Here is an 18,805-nt window from a genome sequence, read left to right on the forward strand (position 1 = left end):
ATCATCCGGCCGCGCTCCGCCAAAAGAATGATCCCTTCCCTTTGCTCATCCTTTACCATGTGGTGAAAGGTCCCTCTTGAGTGAAAGGTGTGAGCGTCCGCCCATGGGCGAGCCTCCCAGTCCACGACATACGCGTTCACGACACCGCGCGGTAGCCCTCCTCCTGGCCGATCATGGGACGGAGGTGATCGACCGATGACCGAGGTGCTCCTGCTCGTCGTGGCACTGCTGCTCTGCCTTGCCTGCGGAGTCTTCGTCGCGGCCGAGTTCTCGCTCACGACCGTCGAGCGCAGCGAACTCGAACGAGCCGTCGAACGCGGCGATCGCGGGGCCGACAGCGCCCTGGCCGCCGTCCGCACCCTGACGTTCCAGCTCTCCGGCGCCCAGCTCGGCATCACCGTCACCGGCCTGGTCATCGGCATGATCTCCAAGCCGTCGATCTCCGCCCTGCTCCAGGGCCCCTTCGAGGCCATGGGCCTGTCGGCCGGCACGGCCTCCTCCGCCGCCCTGATCCTCGGCACCGCGATCTCGACCGTCGTCCTGATGGTCGTCGGCGAGCTGGTCCCCAAGAACTGGGCGATCTCCTCCCCGCTGGCGATCGCCAAGCGGGTGGCGACCACTCAGCGGGTCTTCAGCCGGGCCTTCCGGCCCCTGATCAGCCACCTCAACACCACCGCGAACCATCTGGTGCGCCGCTTCGGCATGGAGCCGGCCGAGGAGCTGGCCTCCGCCCGCACCCCGCAGGAGCTGGTCGCCCTCGCACGTCACTCCGCGAAGGCGGGCGCCCTGGAGAAGGACACGGCCGAGCTGTTCGTCCGGACCCTGAACCTCGCCGACCTGACCGCGGAGAACGTGATGACCCCGCGCGTGCAGGTGACCGCCCTCGACGTGCAGACCACCGCGGAGGACGTGGCCAACGCGACGCTGGCCACCGGACTGTCCCGCTTCCCGGTCTACCGGGGCAGCCTGGACACGGTCGTCGGCATCGTCCACATCAAGGACGTCCTGGCCCTGCCGGCCGCGGAGCGCCGCCGCCGTCCCGTGTCGCAGCTGCTGCGCGAGCCGCTGCTCGTACCGGAGTCGCTGACCGTGGACCGGCTGCTGGACCGGCTGTCCGGCAAGCAGACGATGGCCGTGGTGATAGACGAGTACGGCGGCACGGCCGGGGTGGCCACGCTGGAGGACATCGTCGAGGAGGTCGTCGGCGAGGTCCGCGACGAGCACGACCCGCACGAGACCCCCGACCTGGCCCCGGCCGGTACGGACGACTCCGGGCGCCTGCTCTACTCCGCCGACGGCGCGGCGCGCACCGACCAGCTCCGACGGATCGGCCTGCGCGTGCCGGACGGTCCGTACGAGACCCTGGCCGGCCTGATAGCGACCGAGCTCGGCAGGATCCCGGCGGTCGGCGACCGCATGGAACTGAACGGCTGGCTGCTGGACGTGACGGACGCCGGCGGGCGCCGGGCCGCACGGGTGCTGCTGCACGCTCCGGCCGGGCCCGCCGCGGGAACGGAGGAGGCCCGATGACCGTCATCCAGCTGCTGATCGGCCTGGCGACCCTGGTCGTCAACGCCTTCTTCGTCGGCGCGGAGTTCGCGCTGATCTCGGTCCGGCGCAGCCAGATCGAACCGTACGCCGAGCAGGGCGACCGGCGGGCCCGCGCCGTCCTGTGGGGGCTGGAGCACGTCTCGGCGCTGATGGCGGCGGCCCAGCTGGGCATCACGCTGTGCACCCTGGTGCTGGGCGTGGTGGCCGAGCCGGCCATCGCCCATCTGCTGACCCCGCTGTTCGACCTCGTCGGGGTACCGGCGGGCGTGACCCACGCGATCTCCTTCGTGGTGGCGCTGACCCTGGCGACGTACCTGCACATGCTCTTCGGCGAGATGCTGCCGAAGAACGTGGCGCTGTCCGAGCCCGTGCGCACCGCCCTGCTGCTGGGGCCGCCGCTGGTGACCCTCACGCAGGTACTGCGGCCGGTGATCTTCGCGATCAACGCCTTCGCCAACGCCCTGCTGCGGCTGCTGCGCGTGGAGGTCAAGGACGAGGTCGCGGCGACCTTCTCCGACGACGAGCTGGCGCGGATGGTCAAGGACTCCAGTGACGCGGGGCTCCTCGACGACCGGGCGAGCGAGCGCCTGCACGACGCGCTGGAACTGGGCCGGCGGCCCGTGACCGACGTGGTGCTGCCCGCGGACCAGGTGGTCCCGGCCCGGGAGGGCATCACTCCGGCCGGACTGGAGCGGCTGTCGGCCGAGTCCGGGTACTCCCGGTTCCCGGTGATCGACGAGCAGCGCAGGATCCTGGGCTACCTGCACGTGAAGGACGCCCTGGACGCGGACGACGAGGAGCGGGACGAGCCGTTCCCGGTGACGGCGCTGCGGCCGATCGCCCAGGTGCGGGCGGAGACCCCGCTGGACGACGTGCTGACGGCCATGCGGCGCAGCCGTACGCACCTGGCGGCGGTCCTCGGGGCGGACGGCGCCATGACGGGCCTGGTGACGATGGAGGACGTGCTGCGGGAGCTGTTCGGCAGGCCCGCGTCCGCGTGATCGTCCGAGGTGTGCGGTCCCCGGCCCTGCGGGGCCGGGGTACCGCGCGGTAACATCACTCCGCCATGGAGATGAATGCCTCTTACACCAGTTTTGTCGCGATCGGTGACTCCTTCACCGAGGGCATGTCCGACCTGCTTCCGGACGGCTCCTACCGCGGCTGGGCCGACCTGCTGGCCGCCCGCCTCGCCGCACGGGAGCCGGGCTTCCGCTACGCGAACCTCGCGGTCCGCGGCAAGCTGATCGGGCAGATCGCCGAGGACCAGGTCCCGGTGGCGGCGGCGATGGGCGCCGACGTGGTGACCCTGGTGGGCGGGCTCAACGACGCCCTGCGCCCCAAGGTGGACATGGGCCGGGTCCGCGACCACCTGGAGTCGGCGGTGGAACTCCTCGCCCCCTCCTGCAAGCGCCTCGTCCTGATGCGGTCCCCGGGACGCAACGGGCCGGTGATGGAGCGCTTCCGGCCGCGCATGGAGGAGCTCTTCGCCACCATCGAGGAGCTCGCCGCCCGGCACGGTGCCGTGGTGGTCGACCTGTACGGGGCGCCCGTGCTCGCGGACCCCCGGATGTGGGACGTCGACCGGCTGCACCTGACCGCCGAGGGCCACCGCCGGGTGGCGGAGGCCGTCTGGCAGGCGCTGGGCCTGCCCGCCGAAGTGGACTGGCGCACCGAACTGCCCGCCGCCGCTCCCCCGGGCTGGACCGTACGCCGGGCCCAGGACCTGAGCTTCGCCCGGCAGCACCTGCTCCCGTGGATCGGCCGCCGCCTGACGGGCCGCTCCTCCGGGGACGGCCGCCCGGCCAAGCGCCCCGAGCTGCTGCCGTACGGGGACTCACCGCTCTCGTAGCAAGGCACAATCCCGAGCGGTGGCCCTACCTGCGTAAACACACAGCGGTGGCCCAAGTAGAATCCCTCCACGTGACTGCCAAGCCCCGCATCCCCAATGTCCTGGCCGGCCGCTACGCCTCCGCGGAGCTCGCCGTCCTGTGGTCCCCCGAGTACAAGGTGACGCTGGAGCGGCGGCTGTGGCTCGCCGTGCTGCGCGCCCAGAAGGACCTCGGTATCGAGGTCCCGGACGAGGCCCTCGCCGACTACGAGCGCGTCCTGGAGACCGTCGACCTCGCCTCCATCGCCGAGCGCGAGAAGGTCACCCGGCACGACGTGAAGGCCCGCATCGAGGAGTTCAACGCCCTCGCCGGTCACGAGCACGTCCACAAGGGCATGACCTCCCGCGACCTGACCGAGAACGTCGAGCAGCTGCAGATCCGGCTCTCGCTGGAGCTCGCCCGGGACCGCACGGTCGCCGTCCTCGCCCGCCTCGGCAAGCTGGCCGGTGAGCACGCCGAGCTGGTCATGGCCGGTCGCTCCCACAACGTGGCCGCGCAGGCCACCACCCTCGGCAAGCGCTTCGCGACCGCGGCCGACGAACTGCTGGTGGCCTACGACCGCCTCGAGGACCTGCTGGGCCGCTACCCGCTGCGCGGGATCAAGGGCCCGGTCGGCACCGCCCAGGACATGCTCGACCTGCTCGGCGGCGACGCCGCCAAGCTGGCCGACCTGGAGCAGCGGATCGCCGCCCACCTCGGCTTCGCCCAGGCCTTCACCTCGGTCGGCCAGGTCTACCCGCGCTCCCTCGACTACGACGTGGTCACCGCACTGGTGCAGCTGGCCGCCGCCCCGTCGTCGATCGCCAAGACCATCCGCCTGATGGCGGGCCACGAGCTGGTGACCGAGGGCTTCAAGCCCGGCCAGGTCGGTTCCTCCGCGATGCCGCACAAGATGAACACCCGCTCCTGCGAGCGCGTGAACGGCCTGATGGTCATCCTGCGCGGCTACGCCTCGATGACCGGCGAGCTGGCCGGCGACCAGTGGAACGAGGGCGACGTCTCCTGCTCCGTGGTCCGCCGCGTGGCCCTGCCGGACGCCTTCTTCGCCTTCGACGGCCTGCTGGAGACCTTCCTGACGGTCCTCGACGAGTTCGGCGCCTTCCCGGCGGTCGTCGCCCGCGAGCTGGACCGCTACCTGCCCTTCCTCGCGACCACCAAGGTCCTGATGGGCGCGGTGCGGGCCGGCGTGGGCCGCGAGGCCGCCCACGAGGTCATCAAGGAGCACGCGGTGGCCTCCGCGCTCGCCATGCGCGAGCAGGGCGCCGAGCGCAACGAGCTGCTGGACAAGCTGGCCGCCGACGAGCGGATGCCGCTGGACCGGGCCCAGCTGGACGCCCTGATGGCCGACAAGCTGTCGTTCACGGGCGCCGCCGGCGACCAGGTCGCGGTGGTGGTCTCCCGTATCGAGGCGATCGCCAAGCAGCACCCGGAGGCCGCCGGGTACGCGCCGGGGTCGATCCTCTGACCCCCGACGAGCTGAACGCCGCCCGCGACCGCGTCCTGCCGGACGTGGTCGCGGGCGGTCTGCGTGTGCTCTTCTGCGGGATCAACCCCGGACTCCTCTCCGCCGCGACGGGCCACCACTTCGCCCGCCCCGGCAACCGCTTCTGGCCCGTCCTGCACCTCTCCGGCTTCACCCCGCGCCGCCTCGCCCCCGCGGAGCAGGAAGAGCTGCTGACCTACCGGCTCGGCATCACCAACGTCGTGGCCCGCGCCACGGCCCGCGCCGACGAGCTGAGCGCCGAGGAGTTCCGCGAGGGGGGCCGCATCCTGACGGCCAAGGTGGAACTGCTGCGCCCCCAGTGGCTGGCGGTGGTGGGAGTGACCGCCTACCGCACGGCCTTCGGCGAGAAGAAGGCACAGATCGGCCCCCAGGAGCGCACCATCGGCTCCACCCGCATCTGGGCCCTCCCCAACCCCAGCGGTCTCAACGCCCACTGGACCGCCGAGTCCATGGCCCAGGAGTACGCGCGGCTCCGCACGGCCGCCGAGGCGGGCGAGGCAGCCGTGGACCGGCGGGACGAGTCCGGTGGCCGCCCTGCCACCGGACCGGGCGGCCCCCGAAGCTGACCGGATGCCGGATCCGCTCGCCGGCTCAGCCGCGGCGGCCCCCGCCCCCGCGCTGCCGCTTCGCGGCCCGGACCGGCGCGGGATCGTCGCGCCAGGCGCGGTGCGCGGCCAGCAGTTCGCCGCGCTGCTCCGGGTCGGTGTCGCGCAGGACCATCCGCAGGGTGACCAGGTCCCGCAGCCCCCGCAACAGAGCGGCGGGCGAGCGGTGCGGCCCGCGCAGCAGGCGCACGAGCAGGCCGAGCACGAAGGGTGCGGCGATCCACGCCAGTTGGTGATTCATGGTGGGTACTCCTCGTACTCCGAAGGGGTGAGTTCGGGCAGGGGCCGCCCGGCCTCGAAGCAACAGGGATAGCCTCGGCACCCGTTCACAGGGGTGATGTGAACCAGAACGCACGACCTGGTCGGGAGGTGGGTGTGGAGGCGGTGGGCGGCACGGGCCCCGCAGGCGCACACCGGGAGCTGATCGCACGGATCCGTTCCGCACTGGCCGGCCGCAGACAGAGCGAAGTCGCCCGGGACGCCGGCATCCAGCCCTCGACGCTGAGCAACGTCCTGAACGCGAAGGCGGTGCCCACGCTCACGACGCTCGACCTCCTCGCCCGCGCCCTGGACGTCACCGGACCGGACCTGGTCGAGCTCCACCGGCTCCGAGCACGGGCGGACGCGCGCACGCGCCGCATCGGCGACTACCTCACCGCTGCCCGTGACGCCGCTCGTGAGCACCCGTACGCCGGTGTGCTGCCGGGCATCGCACCACCGCTCGCGGCGGTCTACCTGAACCAGCGGGTGCACCCGTGGGAACGCGCGTCCGGGGCGGGCTCCCTGCCCGCCGACGACCTCCTGGCCGGCGGACGGACGTGCGTGGTGCTGGCGGGGCCGGGCGGCGGCAAGTCGAGTCTCCTGCGTACCTGGCTCCACCGGGGGACCGAGCCGTGGCTGGAGGGGCGCGGCGGCGTCCAGGTGCCCGTGCTGGTCCCTGCCGCCGCCCTGGTCGACGCTCCGCTGGCGGACGCCGTCGCCGCCGCTGTGAACCGGGACCTCGACGGCCTGGTGGAGAGGTTGCCGCCGGCCTTCTTCGCCACCGAGCCGCAGCGGGGGGCGGGCTGGCTGGTCCTGGTCGACGGGCTCGACGAGGTCACCGACGGGGCCGCCCGGCGCAAGGTGCTGCGCCGCCTGGCCGATACCTCCCGCGGGACACATACCGGTCTGTACCGGTTCATCGTGGCCACCCGGCCGCTGCCCGGCCCGGAACTCGACCTGTTGGGCGCCGACGTCCCCCGCTACGAACTCCAGCCGTTCGGCCGTGACGACCTGCCGCTGGTCGCCGCGAGCTGGTTCCGGTGCCTGGAGGTACCGGATCCCGAGGACACGACGCGGCGGTTCCTGCGCGCGCTGGACCGGACCCGATTGGCGGCGCTCGCCCACGTACCGCTGATGACGGCGATGCTCTGCCAACTCCACGCCGCCGCCCCCGAACAGCCCCTGCCGGCCGGACGCGGCCAGGTCTACCGCGACTTCATCGAACTGCTCCACCGGCACCAGCGCCGGGCCGGTTCCCCGCACACCCTGCCGCTCGCCGCAGCCGAGGACGCCCTCGACCGCCTTCCCGGGCTGATCGCCCACCTCGCGGCCGAACGCCTCGCCGGCAGCACCACGCCCGCGCTCGACTTCCTCTGCTCCGGACTCGAGGCCCTGCGGCCGCCCCGGGTCCCCGAACACGACTGGCGGGCGTTCCTGGAGACCGCGGCCCGGCGCAGCGGCCTGCTGGTCCCGCGCGGCGGCGATCTCGTCTTCCTCCACCAGACGCTGCTGGAGCACCTGGCGGCCCGGCACCTCGTGCGCGACCCGAAGGAGGGCGCACGGGCGATCCGGCGCGCCTTCCACCGCCGCCGCAGACACGCCCCGGGCATCCCGCTCTCGCCCTACGCCACCGGAACACCGCCGGGCATCAGACCGCGCGTGTGGTTCCTCTTCCGCTACTGGCAGCCGCCTTCCGACCTCTCCTCCACCGGATTCCTCCTCGATGCCGCGCACGAGGCCGGTCTCACCCTGCGCCGGTCACCACTCAGGCGGCTGGCGCGCCGCGGCGGACTGCCGGGCTGGGAGTTCATCGCCTCCCTCGCCGCCATGGGCACGTGGCTGCCCGACGACGTGGTCGCCACGGTCGCCGAATCCCTCCATGCGTACGGGCTCCGCAAAGCCCACACCAGGTCTCGCGAGGAAGCCGCCGAAGCGCTGACCCGACTCGGTGATCCCCGGGGACCGGACCAACTCCATGCCCTCACCGCACGGTCCGACTCCTCGGATTCCGCTCGGTTACGCGCGGGCGCGGCCCTGGTCGAGCACGGCGACCCCCGGGGTCCCGCCGCGCTGCTCGCCTTCTCCCGCGACGCGGACGCGTCCGGCCACGTGCGCATCGCGGCGGCGGCGCTTACTTCCCGGACCGGCGACCCCCGCGGGGCGGACGTGCTCCGTGCGCTGGCCCTCGACCCTGAGATCGCCGACCATGAGCGGGTCGAGGCTGCCGCTCAGTCTGCCGGAGTCGGCGACCCCAGGGCTGCCGACCTGCTCCACACCCTCTCCGCGGACACGACGGTCGGCGTCCTTTTCCGTGTGAAGGCCGCCGACCTGCTCGCCTCCTCGGGCGATCCCCGCGGGGCGGAGCGGCTCCGCGTCCTCGGCCACTCCCGGAATGTCGCCGTGTCGGCCCGGTCGGCGGCCGGTGAGGCGCTGGTGCGACTGGCCGAACCCGAGGCCGCCGAAGTGTTCCACCGGCTCGCGACGGAACGGGGCGAGTTGCCGAACGACGTCCTCCACCATGCCCAGTCTTCTCGCATCGAGGCCGCGAGAAGACTGGTGACACTCGGGGATCCACGCGGCCCCGGCCTGCTCCTCGCCTTCTCCCGCGCCCCGGAGGTCGGCTGCTTCCCCCGCGTGCGCGCAGCGATCTCACTGGCCGCGGTGGACAAGCCGGCCGCCGCCGAGCAACTGCACGCCCTCACCCGGTCCGTCGATCTCCCCGACGAGGCCCGGCTGGACGCTGCCGTGCATCTCGCCGGGCTCGGTGATCGCCGCGCCTCCCCCGTACTCCACCGCCTGGCCCTGCGCCCCGGGACAGCGGACCACTCCAGGATGCAGGCGGCCCGGGCTCTCGTCGCCCTCGGCGATCCCGGCGCCGCGGGGCTCCTCCGGGCGCTGCCCCCGCTGTTCCGCCCGAGCGTCCACAGCGACCTCCTGCTGGACGTTCCGCGGCTGCTCGCCGAACTCGGGGATTCCCATGCCGCCGAGCTCCTCACCAAGCTGGCGCCGGACCAGCGGCCCGGCGCGTACGACAGGGCCGAGGCGAGGCGGATCCTGACACTGCTCCAGGAGCCCCGGCCGGGCACCGGCTAGTTCGACGGATCCGACGTCTCCTGCGGCCGTGCGCGATCTCCGTGCCGGACCCGTCCTGGGCCGGGCCTTGGCGTGATCTGCCGGAGCGGTTCGGTCCTTGGAAGACGGTCTATGAGGCGACCCGCTGTGACAAGCGCGGCTACGTCTGTCTCGGCACGGTCACCGCTGCCGCACTCCTCATCTGGATCCGGTCGTGACCACAGCGCCTGCCCGAACGGTCAATGCGGCCGACGCCCGCGCTCTTCTTCCTCAGCCTGGATGGCCGCTCTTGCCTGCTCGCGCACCGTTTGGATCCAGCCCTGCGGATCCTCATCGTAGAGAGCGCATTTCGCCTGCCACCGGGTGAGCCCGCCGGCGATGTCATCGGGCGAGTGATACCACTCGCCCTCACCCGCAGTGCCGTGCCAGACGACCCCGGGACGATCTGGATCCTGGCAAAGGTCGAACCCGTGCAGGTACTGCAAGGCCGTTACGACCAAGGGGTCTTCGAAGTCAACGAGTGCCCCCTCGCCCTCCACCCATGGAACCGCCCACGCATGCACGGTTTCACGGGTCACCTTGCCCTGGGCCAGTGCGTGCCATTGAGCAGCCACTTCCACACGCCCTGGCGGCAGCAGCGTCGCGTCCAGATCGCTCATGAGCCCACCCTCTCAGCCGAGCAACCCCAGGGCCAGGCACATCTGCCTCGTGATCGGCGGGACGGCTCCTAGGGCGGGTCGGTGATCGTGACCCCTGCCATCAGCTGGTACGGGTCTTCGCCGGCCCATTGGGCCACGTAGACCACCAGCCAGTGGGCGCCGACCCGCCACAGGTGTACGTGGTCGGTGGTGCTGCTCAGCTCGTCCCACGGCTGCGGTATCTCCTCCCCGGCGAATCCGCGGTCCCTCAGCGTTCCCAGACCGAAGACCTGCGGCTCCCCCCACCGGTCGGTCGCGGCCTGGGCGAGCGCCCCGTACTCGGCACCGATCTGGTCGGCTGCCTCGATCCGGCCCGAGCCGTCGTCCTCCCAGAAGCTCCGCGTCCGGGCGAGCTGGACCAGGTGGAATCCCGGGCCGCTGCTGTTTCCTCCGGTCCGGACCGGCTCGGGCGGGAACTCCTGCGCCCGGAGCCGTTCGATCGTGTCGAGGTGCTCTGCCGTGGTCATGCCGTCAGTATCCCGAGGGCCACTGACAACTGGCCCGGCGTCACGCGTCCCGGCGGCGCACCGCCAGCCAGCCCCCCAGCACCGCGGTCAGCGCCCACAGCGCCAGCACTCCCAGCCCGGCCCACGGGCCGAGGTCGCCGTACTGCTGGCTGCGCATCATCGCCTGCCCGGCCCGGTCCGGCATGAACTGCCCCACGCCGTCCGCTGCCGCGCCCACGATGAAGGACACCATGACGACGAAGGGTATGAGGATGCCGAGGACGGCCACCCCGCTGCGCAGCACGGCCGTGAGCCCGGCCGCGAACAGCGTCATGAGCGTCAGGTAGAGACCGCAGCCGACAACGGCCCGCACGGTGCCGGGGTCACCCAGCTCAAGGGCGTCGCGACCTGTGAACGACTGTCCGGCCACGAAGGTCAGCAGTCCCGCGAGCTGGCCGGCCACGAGGGCGAGCGCGCCCAGCATCGAGATCTTCGACCAGTAGAACCGCGTGCGGTCGGGCACGGCGGTGAGGCTGGTGCGCAGGGCTCCGTTGTGGAACTCGGCGGAGAAGGCGGCGGCCCCGAAGGCGATGGCCGCTATCTGGCCGAAGTTGACTCCGTAAAAGGCCGCGAGGAGCGGGTCGTCCCCCATGCCGCCCTCGTCGGCCCCGCCCAGGGCCGCGGCGGCCAGCACCTGGACGCCCACCGTGAGGACGAGGACGGATATCAGCGACCAGAACGTGCCCCGGAGAGACCTGATCTTGATCCATTCCGAGTGCAGTACGGGGGTTGTGGGCAGGGCGGCGCTCATGGCGAAGCCTCCTGAGGGTACGGGAGCGGGTGGAAGGTCAGTGGGCCGCGCTGAACTGCGCGTGGTCGGCGGTGAGGTCGAGGTAGGCCTGCTCCAGCGAGGCGCGCTCGTCGGACAGTTCCAGCAGGGGAACCCCCTCGCGGGCGGCCAGGCTGCCGAGCTGCTCGGCCCGTATGCCCTCCACGGTCCATCGCCCGTCGTCCGCGGCCACCAGCTCGAGGTCGTCCCGGGCCAGCGCGTCCCGCAGCCGGACCGGGTCGGAGGTCCGCAGGCGCGCTCTCGGGGTGCTGCGGGCGTCGATGAACGCCTCCATCGAGGTGTCGGCCAGCAGCTTGCCCCTGCCGAGTACGACCAGGTGGTCGGCCAGCGCCGAGGTTTCCGACATCAGATGGCTGGAGACCAGGACGGCGCGTCCTTCGGCGGCGAGGGAGCGCATCAGCTCGCGGATCCAGATGATGCCCTCGGGGTCGAGGCCGTTGGTGGGCTCGTCCAGCAGGAGCACTCCGGGGTCGCCGATGAGTGCGGCGGCGATACCCAGGCGCTGGCGCATGCCGAGCGAGAAGGACTTGATCCGCCGCTTCGCGACGGAGGCCATGCCCGTCTGCTCCAGGACCTCGTCCACCCGGCGCATCGGGATGCGGCCGGCCGCGGCGAGCAGGCGGAGGTGGTCGCGGGCCGTGCGCCCGCCGTGTGCCGCCTGGGCGTCCAGGAGGACGCCGACCCGGTGCAGGGGGTCCGTCAGGTCCGGGTAACGCCGGCCACCGATCGTGGCCGTGCCGGACGTGGGCCGGTCCAGGCCCAGGAGCAGGCGCATCGTGGTGGACTTCCCCGCGCCGTTGGGGCCGAGGAATCCCGTCACCCTCCCGGGCAGGACATCGAAGGTGAGGCCGTCCACCGCACGGTGGGTGCCGTATCGCTTGGTGAGTTCTCGGATCTCGATGCTGTTCATGGCTCAAGACTCGCCGTCGGCCCCACCCCCTCCCCTCCCCCACGCGAGGGTGGCGTCTCCCCCACGTGGGGGAGACGGCCGTGAACAGGACGCTGCCACCATGGAGGCATGGACCGACTGCTGCGCGCCCCGTTCCAACCAGTGACCTATTCACGCTGGTTGCACCTCTGCGTGCCGCTGCTGCTGCTGGCGGTATGGATGTTCATCATGCCCTGGTGGCCCTGGGTGCCGCTGCTGCTCGTCCTGCCGTTCGGGCTGCTGCCCTGGGTGCGACTGGCGGAAGGTCTTCAGGCGCAGTTCCTGCTCACGCCGTACGACCGCGACCCCTCCGACAGCGCCATAAGCCTCGCTCCGTCGGCCCACTGGGGGGACCGCTGGCGAACCGTGCTGTGGCTGGAGACGCGGATGGTCGTCGCGGTCGGCGCGTTCGGCGCCACGGTCTGGCTGTCGGCGATGGCCGTGGAGCTCGCCGCGATGGCGATCGGGCATCCTCTGGGTGCGGACCACTTGCTGCCGTTCGTACCCGGGCGCTGGGCCGCCGCGCTGCTCGTGCCCGTGCCGTTGGCCGTACTCATCACCATCGTGGTCCTGCTCGGCGAGTTGATCACCACGGCCGCCACCCGCCTGCTCGGCCCGTCCGCCGCCGAACGGCTGACCGCGCTGGAGGCACGCACGGAGCAGCTGCTGGAGCGCACCCGCATCGCGCGGGAACTGCACGACTCCATCGGGCACGCGCTCACCGTGGCCGTCGTGCAGGCGGGGGCGGCGCGCGCGGCGGGTGATCCCGCCTTCACCGATCGGGCGCTGTGCGCGATCGAGGAGACGGGCCGGGCCGCGCTGGAGGATCTGGAGCGGGTGCTGGGGGTGCTGCGGGAGTCGGGGCAGCCGCCGTCGCAGTGGCCGACGCTGGCGGAGGCCGACCGGCTCCTGGAGTCGGCCCGGGCCTCCGGTTCCGTCGTGGACGCGCAACTGACGGGGCCGCTGGAGAAGTTGCCGGAGCGGGTCACCCGGGAGGGTTACCGGATCCTGCAGGAGGCGCTGACCAACGTACTGCGGCATTGCGGCCCGGTGCCGGTGCGCGTTCGGGTGGAGATGACCGCGGGCCGGCTGGACCTGGAGGTGACCAACCCGCTGCCGGAACGCCCCGTGGTCACGCTCGGCGGCGGCAGCGGCCTGCGCGGGATCCGGGAGCGGGCCGCACTCCTCGGCGGAGAAGCCGAATCCGGGCTGTACGAGGGCGGTTGGAGAGTGCGCGCCCGGCTGCCGCTGGAGCGAATACGCTGACCGGATGCCGGTTACCGTACTGCTCGTCGACGACGAACCCCTGGTGCGTGCGGGTCTGCGCGCCGTCCTGGATGCCCAGCCCGACATCGAGGTGGTGGGTGAGGCGGCCGACGGGGCCTCCGTGATCCCGCTGGTCCGGCAGTTGCGGCCGGATGTGGTGGCGATGGACGTGCGGATGCCGCTCCTCGACGGGATCGAGGCGACCCGTGCGGTGCTGCGCACGGTGGACTCCCCTCCGAAGGTCCTCGTGGTGACCACGTTCGAGAACGACGAGTACGTCTACCAGGCGCTGCGGGCGGGAGCGGACGGGTTCCTGCTGAAGCGGGCCCGGCCTTCGGAGATCGTGCACGCGGTACGGCTGGTGGCGGAGGGCGAGACGCTGCTCTTCCCGGCGGCCGTGCGGGCCCTGGCCGCGGAGTACGGGAACCGGCAGGCCCGGGCGGCGCTGCAGCGAGCCGCCCTGACCGAGCGGGAGGAGGCGGTCCTGCGGCTGATGGCGCGGGGGCTCACCAACGTGGAGATCGCCGCCGAGCTGATCATCGGCACGGAGACGGTCAAGTCCCACGTCAGCGCGATCCTGGCGAAGCTGGGGGCGCGGGACCGGACGCAGGCGGTGATCACGGCGTACGAGTCGGGGTTCGTCTCCCCCGCATGAGGGAAGGTCTGCTTCCGGCCGATGGGGGGCTGCTTCTCGCCGACGCACCGGGTGGGCAGTACGATCCGGCTGACAAGCTCGCTACCTGGGAGGACACACGTTGGGGCAGCTGACCGGCGGGGACCCCTCTCTGCTCCGGCGGATCAATTCCGCCGTGGTGCTGCGCGCGCTGCGGACGGCCGGATCGCCTACCCTCACCGACCTCACACGGCTGACCGGGCTCTCCCGGCCGACCGTCGAGGGTGTCGTGGAGGGGCTGATCGCGACCGGTCTCGTCGTCGAGGCGGACGCGGAGGAGGGCGCGCGACGGCAGGGCCGCCCGGCCAGGCGGTTCCGCTTCCGGACCGAGGCGGGGCACCTGCTGGGCATCGAGATCGGCTCGCACCGGATCGCGGTGCTGCTGTCCGGGCTGGACGGCCGTGTCATCGGTGCCGGTACCAAGGACGTCGCGGAGACGGCGTCCGCCGATGAGCGGCTGGAGCGGGTACGGGCGGCCGTCGCCGATCTGCTGCGCCGCGCCGGGGTGCCACGGGACTCGCTGCGGGCGGTCGGCGTCGGCAGCCCCGGGATCGTGGAGGCGGACGGCACGGTCCGCCTGGGCACCGCACTGCCCGGCTGGACCGGGCTGCCGCTCGGGGAACGGCTGCGGCGCTCGTTCCGCTGCCCGGTCCAGGTGGAGAACGACGCCAATGCGGCAGCGGTCGCCGAGCACTGGAAGGGCGCCGCGCGGGACACCGGCGACATGGTGTTCGTGATGGCCGGGCTCAGCCCCGGCGCCGGCTCGCTGATCGGCGGCAGGCTGCACCGGGGCTTCGGCGGGGCGGCCGGCGAGATCGGCGCCCTGCACCTGCTGGGCCGCGAGGTCACGCCCGAGCGGTTGCTGTCGACCACCGGTGAGCCGCTGCATCCGCTGGACGAAGCCGCGGTCGCCGAGGTCTTCGCGAAGGCCAAGCGGGGCGACGAGCGTGCGGTCGCCGCCGTGGAGCGGTTCCTGCAGCGGCTGGTGCACGACGTGGCGGCCCTGGTCCTGGCGATGGATCCGGAGCTGGTGGTCGTCGGCGGCTGGGCGGCCGGTCTGGACGGGGTCCTGGAGCCCCTCCGCCAGGAGCTGGAGCGCTACTGCCTGCGCCCGCCGAGGGTGGCCCAGTCCATGCTCGGCGAGGCCGCGGTGGCGACCGGCGCCCTCCGGCTCGCGCTGGACCACGTCGAGGAGGAGCTCTTCGCGGTGGAGAAGACGGTCACGGCCCGCCGCTGACCACGCCCTGCACCCTCCCCCGTACACACGGCTACGGCCCGGCCCCCAGCCACCGCTGAGGACCGGGCCGTAGCCGTGTGTACACGCTCAGGAGGATCGGGAACCGGAGCCGGCCCCTGACGGGTCAGGAGGCGACGCGCGGCTCGTGGGTGATCTCGACGTTGCCCGAGTCACCGAAGGTGAGGCGGCAGGTGTCCGCGCGGTAGGTGGCCACCGAGACCGCCGCCGTGCCCGCGGCGGTGAAGTAGCGCGTGGTGACCACGAGCACGGGGGCGCCCGGCAGGCGGTCCAGTTCCTTGGCGTCGTCGGCGCGGGCGGAGCCGAGCTCCACCGAGCGGTCCTGGCCGTCGAGCACCAGCCGCTGCAGTTCGCGCAGCACGGCGCGGGCGCGGGCCGGTCCGGCCGGGGCCTCGATGGCGGGGAGTCCGGGCACCGACGCGGCGGGGACGTAGAGCAGTTCGGCGGCGACGGCCTGGCCGTGGGTGACCCGGGTCCGGCGCACCGTGTGCACCGGCTGGTCGGCGGCGAAGGCGCCACCGGTACCGAGGAGTTTCAGCACCGCGGCCGTCGGCAGGGTCTCGGCCGCGTCGAGCGGCTCCCAGCCGTCGACGCTCTCACCGGGCCAACTGTGCTGAGCGCTGCCCACGGCGACACCGACGCGCGGCGGGGCGACGGTGGTACCCACGCCGCGGCGACGCTGCAGCCGGCCTTCCAGCTCCAGTTGCTCCAGCGCCTGACGCAGGGTCGCACGGGCGACACCGAAACGGGCCGCGAGCTCACGCTCGTTGGGCAGCACCTCACCCACGGCGAAGTCCTGGTCGAGCGCCTCGCTGAGGACGGTCTTGAGGTGCCAGTACTTCGGCTCCGGTGCCGTTTCGAGCTGCGTGGTCCCCACCCTGACTCCTCCTGCCATCGCTGCACTCGCCGTGTGTTTCAGCGGCAGTTCCGCGCCTTTGTTTATTAAAGGTTCCTGCACTATCCCTGCGACGATAGGACGGCGCACCCCCTTGGTCAAGACCAATGCTCATACCTTTGCCGGGCAGAACGGGCATACGTATCAAGCCGTTCATGGGATGTTCTCGTACGCACGGAAGGCTTGTAGTCAAGGGCTACCGGACGGTAATCATGGCGGTAGGCACTACTGACATCCTGTCTCGCACGCGTCCAACCGACGAGGAGCAGCATGACCGCCACGGTCTCCTTCACGATCGATTCGCCGCTCGGCCCCCGCCCCACCACCGTCGCCTACGAGCGCAAAGGCGCCGGTGAACCGCTTCTCCTGCTGCACGGCATAGGCCATCACCTCCAGGCCTGGCACCCGGTGATCGACATCCTGGCCGCCGAGCACGACGTGATCGCCGTCGACCTGCCCGGCTTCGGCGCCTCGGAGCCCCTGCCCAAGGGCGTTCCGTACTCCCTGGGCACCGTGGCTCCGGCCCTCGGGGCGCTCTGCGCGGCCCTCGGCGTCGAGCGCCCGCACGTCGCGGGCAATTCGCTCGGCGGTCTGCTCGCCCTCGAGATGGGCCGGAGCGACCTCGTCCGTTCCGTCACCGCCCTCTCCCCCGCAGGGTTCTGGACCGAGGCCGAACGCCGGTACGCCTTCGCCACCCTCCTCGCGATGCGTGCCGGCGCCAAGGCGCTGCCCCTGCCCGCCGTACGACGGCTCTCGCGCACCGCCGCCGGCCGCGCCGCGCTCACCGGCACCATCTACGCCCGCCCGTCCCGCCGCCCGGCCGAGGCGGTCGTCGCCGAGACCCTCGCCCTGCGCGATGCCACCGGCTTCGAGGACACCCTGGCCGCGGGCGGCTCCGTACGGTTCACCGACGACGTGCCCGGCCTGCCGGTCACCATCGCCTGGGGCACCCGCGACCGGCTGCTGCTGCGCCGCCAGGGCATCCGCGCCAAGCACACCGTCCCCGGCGCCCGACTGGTCCGGCTCCCGGGCTGCGGCCACGTCCCGATGAACGACGATCCGGCCCTCGTGTCCCGGGTGGTGCTCGACACGGCCCGCAGCGTGCGTCCCGTGGCGGCCTGATAGGCCGTCCGGACCGGACGGGATCCCGGATCGGCCGAGGCGACGGAATCGGCCAAACACCTGAACAGATGAACGAATGAGCGGCTGACGGCTGTTCATCCGCGGTTCGCGTGGGCGACGCGGCCGGGCCGGTGTGCAGCGGCACGCTGGTCCGACCCGTCCTCGCCGGCCCCAGGAGACGTACCGATGGCATCGATCCCGCACACCCGACGGTCCCTCATCGGCGGTTCCCTCGCCCTGTCCTCAGCGCTGATCGCCGCCCCGGCGCTCGCCGCCCCCGCCTTCGCCCGCTCCGGCCGGCCCGGCGCGCTCTGGGGCGTCCAGTCCGGCGAGATCACCGCCCACTCGGCCACCGTGTGGACCCGTTCCGACCGCCTGGCGCGGATGTACGTCGAGACCTCCCCGAGCGAGGCGTTCCGCTACGCCGTACGACGCCACCGCGGTCCGCTGCTCGGCCCGTCGAGCGATTTCACCGGAACCACCGTGCTGCGCGATCTGCCGCCCGGCCAGCAGATCCACTACCGGGTCGTCCTGACCGACCCCGACGACCCCCGCCGCAGCTCCCCGCCGGTCCACGGCACCTTCCGCACCACCCCCGTCTCCCGCCGCCACGACGTGCGCTTCCTGTGGTCCGGCGACCTGGCGGGCCAGGGCTGGGGCATCAACCCCGACCTCGGCGGCTACCGCGTCTTCGAGGAGATGCGACTGCGCAACCCCGACTTCTTCCTCTTCAGCGGGGACACGATCTACGCCGACGGTCCGATCAAGCCCACCGCCCCGCTGCGCGACGGCAGCCTCTGGCGCAACGTCACCACCGAGGAGAAGGCGAAGGTCGCCGAGACGCTCGACGAGTTCCGCGGGAACTTCCGCTACAACCTGCTCGACCACAATCTGCTCGGCTTCAACGCCCAAGTGCCGGTCCTCGCCCAGTGGGACGACCACGAGGTGCGCAACAACTGGTACCCCGGCCAGCTCATCGACGACCCCCGCTACACCGTCAAGGAGGCCGACACCCTCGCCGCCCGCGCCCGCCAGGCCTTCGGCGAGTACTTCCCCGTCACCGACCTGCGCGGAGGCCGCGCCGAGGGCCGGATGTACCGGGTGATGCGGTACGGCCCGCTGCTCGACGTCTTCGTGCTCGACATGCGCACCTACCGCAACGCCAACTCCCCGGGCACCCAGGCCGAGGACCCCATCGGCATCCTCGGCCCCGAGCAGCTGGCCTGGATCAAGCGCGAGCTGTCCCGCTCCCGCGCCACCTGGAAGGTCATCGCCGCCGACATGCCCCTGGGCATCGTCGTCCCCGACGGGGCCGCGAACTTCGAAGCCGTCGCCCAGGGCGACCCGGGCGCTCCGCTGGGCCGCGAGCTCCAGATCGCCGAGCTCCTGCGGCACATCAAGCTCCAGCGCATCACGGGCACCGTCTGGGTCACGGCCGACGTCCACTACACCGCCGCGAACCACTACGCGCCCGAGCGGGCGGCCTTCACCGACTTCGCTCCGTTCTGGGAGTTCGTGTCCGGCCCGATCGGCGCCGGCGGCTTCCCGGCCGGGCGGCTCGATGCCACCTTCGGCCCGGAGACGGCGTACGTACAGTCGGCTCCCTTCGCCAACATGTCACCGTCCGAGAACCCTCCGTACTACGGCGAGGTCGACATCGACGGCGGCAGCGGGGAACTCACCGTCCGCCTGCGCCGCCAGGGAGGGGTCGTACTCTTCACCCGGACGCTCCAGCCCGGGCGCGTGGGCCAGTGACGCCCGGAAGCCCCGGAGACGGACTCTCCGGCCTG

General features: G+C 72.4%; 17 protein-coding genes. 11 read left to right on the top strand and 6 right to left on the bottom strand.

From position 1 onward, the window contains the following. Positions 1-195 precede the first annotated feature (195 nt). The 5 genes from JYK04_RS09510 to mug all read left to right on the top strand — a co-directional run bounded on the left by JYK04_RS09510 (position 196) and on the right by mug (position 5,510). Positions 196-1,530, top strand: a complete 1,335-nt coding sequence (locus tag JYK04_RS09510; RefSeq protein WP_189746106.1) for a hemolysin family protein — start codon at positions 196-198, stop codon at positions 1,528-1,530. Beyond that, positions 1,527-2,552 (top strand): hemolysin family protein, encoded by a 1,026-nt coding sequence (locus JYK04_RS09515; protein WP_189746108.1) that lies wholly within the window; start codon positions 1,527-1,529, stop codon positions 2,550-2,552. Before JYK04_RS09510 ends, JYK04_RS09515 begins: the two co-directional genes overlap by 4 nt. 65 nt (positions 2,553-2,617) lie before the next feature. Then, positions 2,618-3,400, top strand: a complete 783-nt coding sequence (locus JYK04_RS09520) for an SGNH/GDSL hydrolase family protein (protein WP_189746109.1) — start codon at positions 2,618-2,620, stop codon at positions 3,398-3,400. A 71-nt stretch (positions 3,401-3,471) separates the two neighbouring features. After that, on the top strand, positions 3,472-4,905 hold the full coding sequence (purB, locus tag JYK04_RS09525) for an adenylosuccinate lyase (RefSeq protein WP_030008636.1): 1,434 nt from the start codon (positions 3,472-3,474) through the stop codon (positions 4,903-4,905). Then, complete coding sequence (gene mug, locus JYK04_RS09530) at positions 4,902-5,510, top strand: G/U mismatch-specific DNA glycosylase (RefSeq protein WP_229876797.1); 609 nt, start codon at positions 4,902-4,904, stop codon at positions 5,508-5,510. The genes purB and mug overlap by 4 nt, the downstream gene beginning before the upstream one ends. A gap of 25 nt (positions 5,511-5,535) precedes the next feature. Here the strand turns inward: mug and JYK04_RS09535 are convergent, their stop codons facing one another. Further along, positions 5,536-5,790, bottom strand: a complete 255-nt coding sequence (locus JYK04_RS09535; RefSeq protein ID WP_189746111.1) for a hypothetical protein — start codon at positions 5,788-5,790, stop codon at positions 5,536-5,538. A 98-nt stretch (positions 5,791-5,888) separates the two neighbouring features. Here JYK04_RS09535 and JYK04_RS09540 point away from each other — a divergent pair, with 98 nt between their 5' ends. Further along, entirely contained in the window at positions 5,889-8,903 is a 3,015-nt protein-coding gene (locus JYK04_RS09540; protein ID WP_189746113.1) for an NACHT domain-containing protein, read from the top strand. Positions 8,904-9,121: 218 nt separating this feature from the next. On the opposite strand, the gene JYK04_RS09545 is transcribed toward JYK04_RS09540, so the two are convergent. From JYK04_RS09545 to JYK04_RS09560, 4 genes are all read right to left on the bottom strand, one after another. Further along, positions 9,122-9,541, bottom strand: a complete 420-nt coding sequence (locus JYK04_RS09545; protein ID WP_189746115.1) for a hypothetical protein — start codon at positions 9,539-9,541, stop codon at positions 9,122-9,124. 68 nt (positions 9,542-9,609) lie between these two features. Further along, complete coding sequence (locus tag JYK04_RS09550) at positions 9,610-10,047, bottom strand: hypothetical protein (protein ID WP_189746117.1); 438 nt, start codon at positions 10,045-10,047, stop codon at positions 9,610-9,612. A 40-nt stretch (positions 10,048-10,087) separates the two neighbouring features. Continuing rightward, the gene (locus tag JYK04_RS09555; protein WP_189746119.1) at positions 10,088-10,837 is read right to left on the bottom strand and encodes an ABC transporter permease; all 750 of its coding nucleotides are present in this window, start codon (positions 10,835-10,837) and stop codon (positions 10,088-10,090) included. Positions 10,838-10,874: 37 nt separating this feature from the next. Continuing rightward, complete coding sequence (locus tag JYK04_RS09560) at positions 10,875-11,786, bottom strand: ABC transporter ATP-binding protein (RefSeq protein WP_189746122.1); 912 nt, start codon at positions 11,784-11,786, stop codon at positions 10,875-10,877. 108 nt (positions 11,787-11,894) lie between these two features. Between JYK04_RS09560 and JYK04_RS09565 the strand changes: the two genes are divergently transcribed. The 3 genes from JYK04_RS09565 to JYK04_RS09575 all read left to right on the top strand — a co-directional run bounded on the left by JYK04_RS09565 (position 11,895) and on the right by JYK04_RS09575 (position 14,980). Next, on the top strand, positions 11,895-13,070 hold the full coding sequence (locus JYK04_RS09565) for a sensor histidine kinase (RefSeq protein ID WP_189746124.1): 1,176 nt from the start codon (positions 11,895-11,897) through the stop codon (positions 13,068-13,070). Positions 13,071-13,074: 4 nt separating this feature from the next. Then, positions 13,075-13,725, top strand: a complete 651-nt coding sequence (locus tag JYK04_RS09570) for a response regulator transcription factor (RefSeq protein WP_189746126.1) — start codon at positions 13,075-13,077, stop codon at positions 13,723-13,725. A gap of 100 nt (positions 13,726-13,825) precedes the next feature. Then, a complete protein-coding gene (locus tag JYK04_RS09575) occupies positions 13,826-14,980 on the top strand; it encodes an ROK family transcriptional regulator (RefSeq protein ID WP_189746128.1) in 1,155 nt (384 codons plus the stop codon). A 124-nt stretch (positions 14,981-15,104) separates the two neighbouring features. On the opposite strand, the gene JYK04_RS09580 is transcribed toward JYK04_RS09575, so the two are convergent. Next, positions 15,105-15,875 (bottom strand): GntR family transcriptional regulator, encoded by a 771-nt coding sequence (locus JYK04_RS09580; protein WP_189746130.1) that lies wholly within the window; start codon positions 15,873-15,875, stop codon positions 15,105-15,107. Positions 15,876-16,163: 288 nt separating this feature from the next. Between JYK04_RS09580 and JYK04_RS09585 the strand changes: the two genes are divergently transcribed. Both JYK04_RS09585 and JYK04_RS09590 read left to right on the top strand, forming a co-directional pair. After that, entirely contained in the window at positions 16,164-17,015 is an 852-nt protein-coding gene (locus JYK04_RS09585) for an alpha/beta fold hydrolase (RefSeq protein WP_189746132.1), read from the top strand. Between the two features lie 186 nt (positions 17,016-17,201). Continuing rightward, on the top strand, positions 17,202-18,770 hold the full coding sequence (locus JYK04_RS09590) for an alkaline phosphatase D family protein (protein ID WP_189746134.1): 1,569 nt from the start codon (positions 17,202-17,204) through the stop codon (positions 18,768-18,770). The last annotated feature ends 35 nt before the right edge of the window (positions 18,771-18,805 follow it).

The sequence above is a fragment of the Streptomyces nojiriensis genome, from assembly GCF_017639205.1.
Lineage (GTDB): Bacteria > Actinomycetota > Actinomycetes > Streptomycetales > Streptomycetaceae > Streptomyces > Streptomyces nojiriensis.

What these genes read in the sequence shown, in the direction of transcription:
- JYK04_RS09510 (WP_189746106.1), top strand. Translation starts at nt 196, where the DNA reads ATGACCGAGGTGCTCCTGCTCGTCGTGGCACTGCTGCTCTGCCTTGCC.
- JYK04_RS09515 (WP_189746108.1), top strand. Translation starts at nt 1,527, where the DNA reads ATGACCGTCATCCAGCTGCTGATCGGCCTGGCGACCCTGGTCGTCAAC.
- JYK04_RS09520 (WP_189746109.1), top strand. Translation starts at nt 2,618, where the DNA reads ATGGAGATGAATGCCTCTTACACCAGTTTTGTCGCGATCGGTGACTCC.
- JYK04_RS09535 (WP_189746111.1), bottom strand. Translation starts at nt 5,790, where the DNA reads ATGAATCACCAACTGGCGTGGATCGCCGCACCCTTCGTGCTCGGCCTG.
- JYK04_RS09545 (WP_189746115.1), bottom strand. Translation starts at nt 9,541, where the DNA reads ATGAGCGATCTGGACGCGACGCTGCTGCCGCCAGGGCGTGTGGAAGTG.
- JYK04_RS09550 (WP_189746117.1), bottom strand. Translation starts at nt 10,047, where the DNA reads ATGACCACGGCAGAGCACCTCGACACGATCGAACGGCTCCGGGCGCAG.
- JYK04_RS09555 (WP_189746119.1), bottom strand. Translation starts at nt 10,837, where the DNA reads ATGAGCGCCGCCCTGCCCACAACCCCCGTACTGCACTCGGAATGGATC.
- JYK04_RS09560 (WP_189746122.1), bottom strand. Translation starts at nt 11,786, where the DNA reads ATGAACAGCATCGAGATCCGAGAACTCACCAAGCGATACGGCACCCAC.
- JYK04_RS09565 (WP_189746124.1), top strand. Translation starts at nt 11,895, where the DNA reads ATGGACCGACTGCTGCGCGCCCCGTTCCAACCAGTGACCTATTCACGC.
- JYK04_RS09570 (WP_189746126.1), top strand. Translation starts at nt 13,075, where the DNA reads ATGCCGGTTACCGTACTGCTCGTCGACGACGAACCCCTGGTGCGTGCG.
- JYK04_RS09585 (WP_189746132.1), top strand. Translation starts at nt 16,164, where the DNA reads ATGACCGCCACGGTCTCCTTCACGATCGATTCGCCGCTCGGCCCCCGC.
- JYK04_RS09590 (WP_189746134.1), top strand. Translation starts at nt 17,202, where the DNA reads ATGGCATCGATCCCGCACACCCGACGGTCCCTCATCGGCGGTTCCCTC.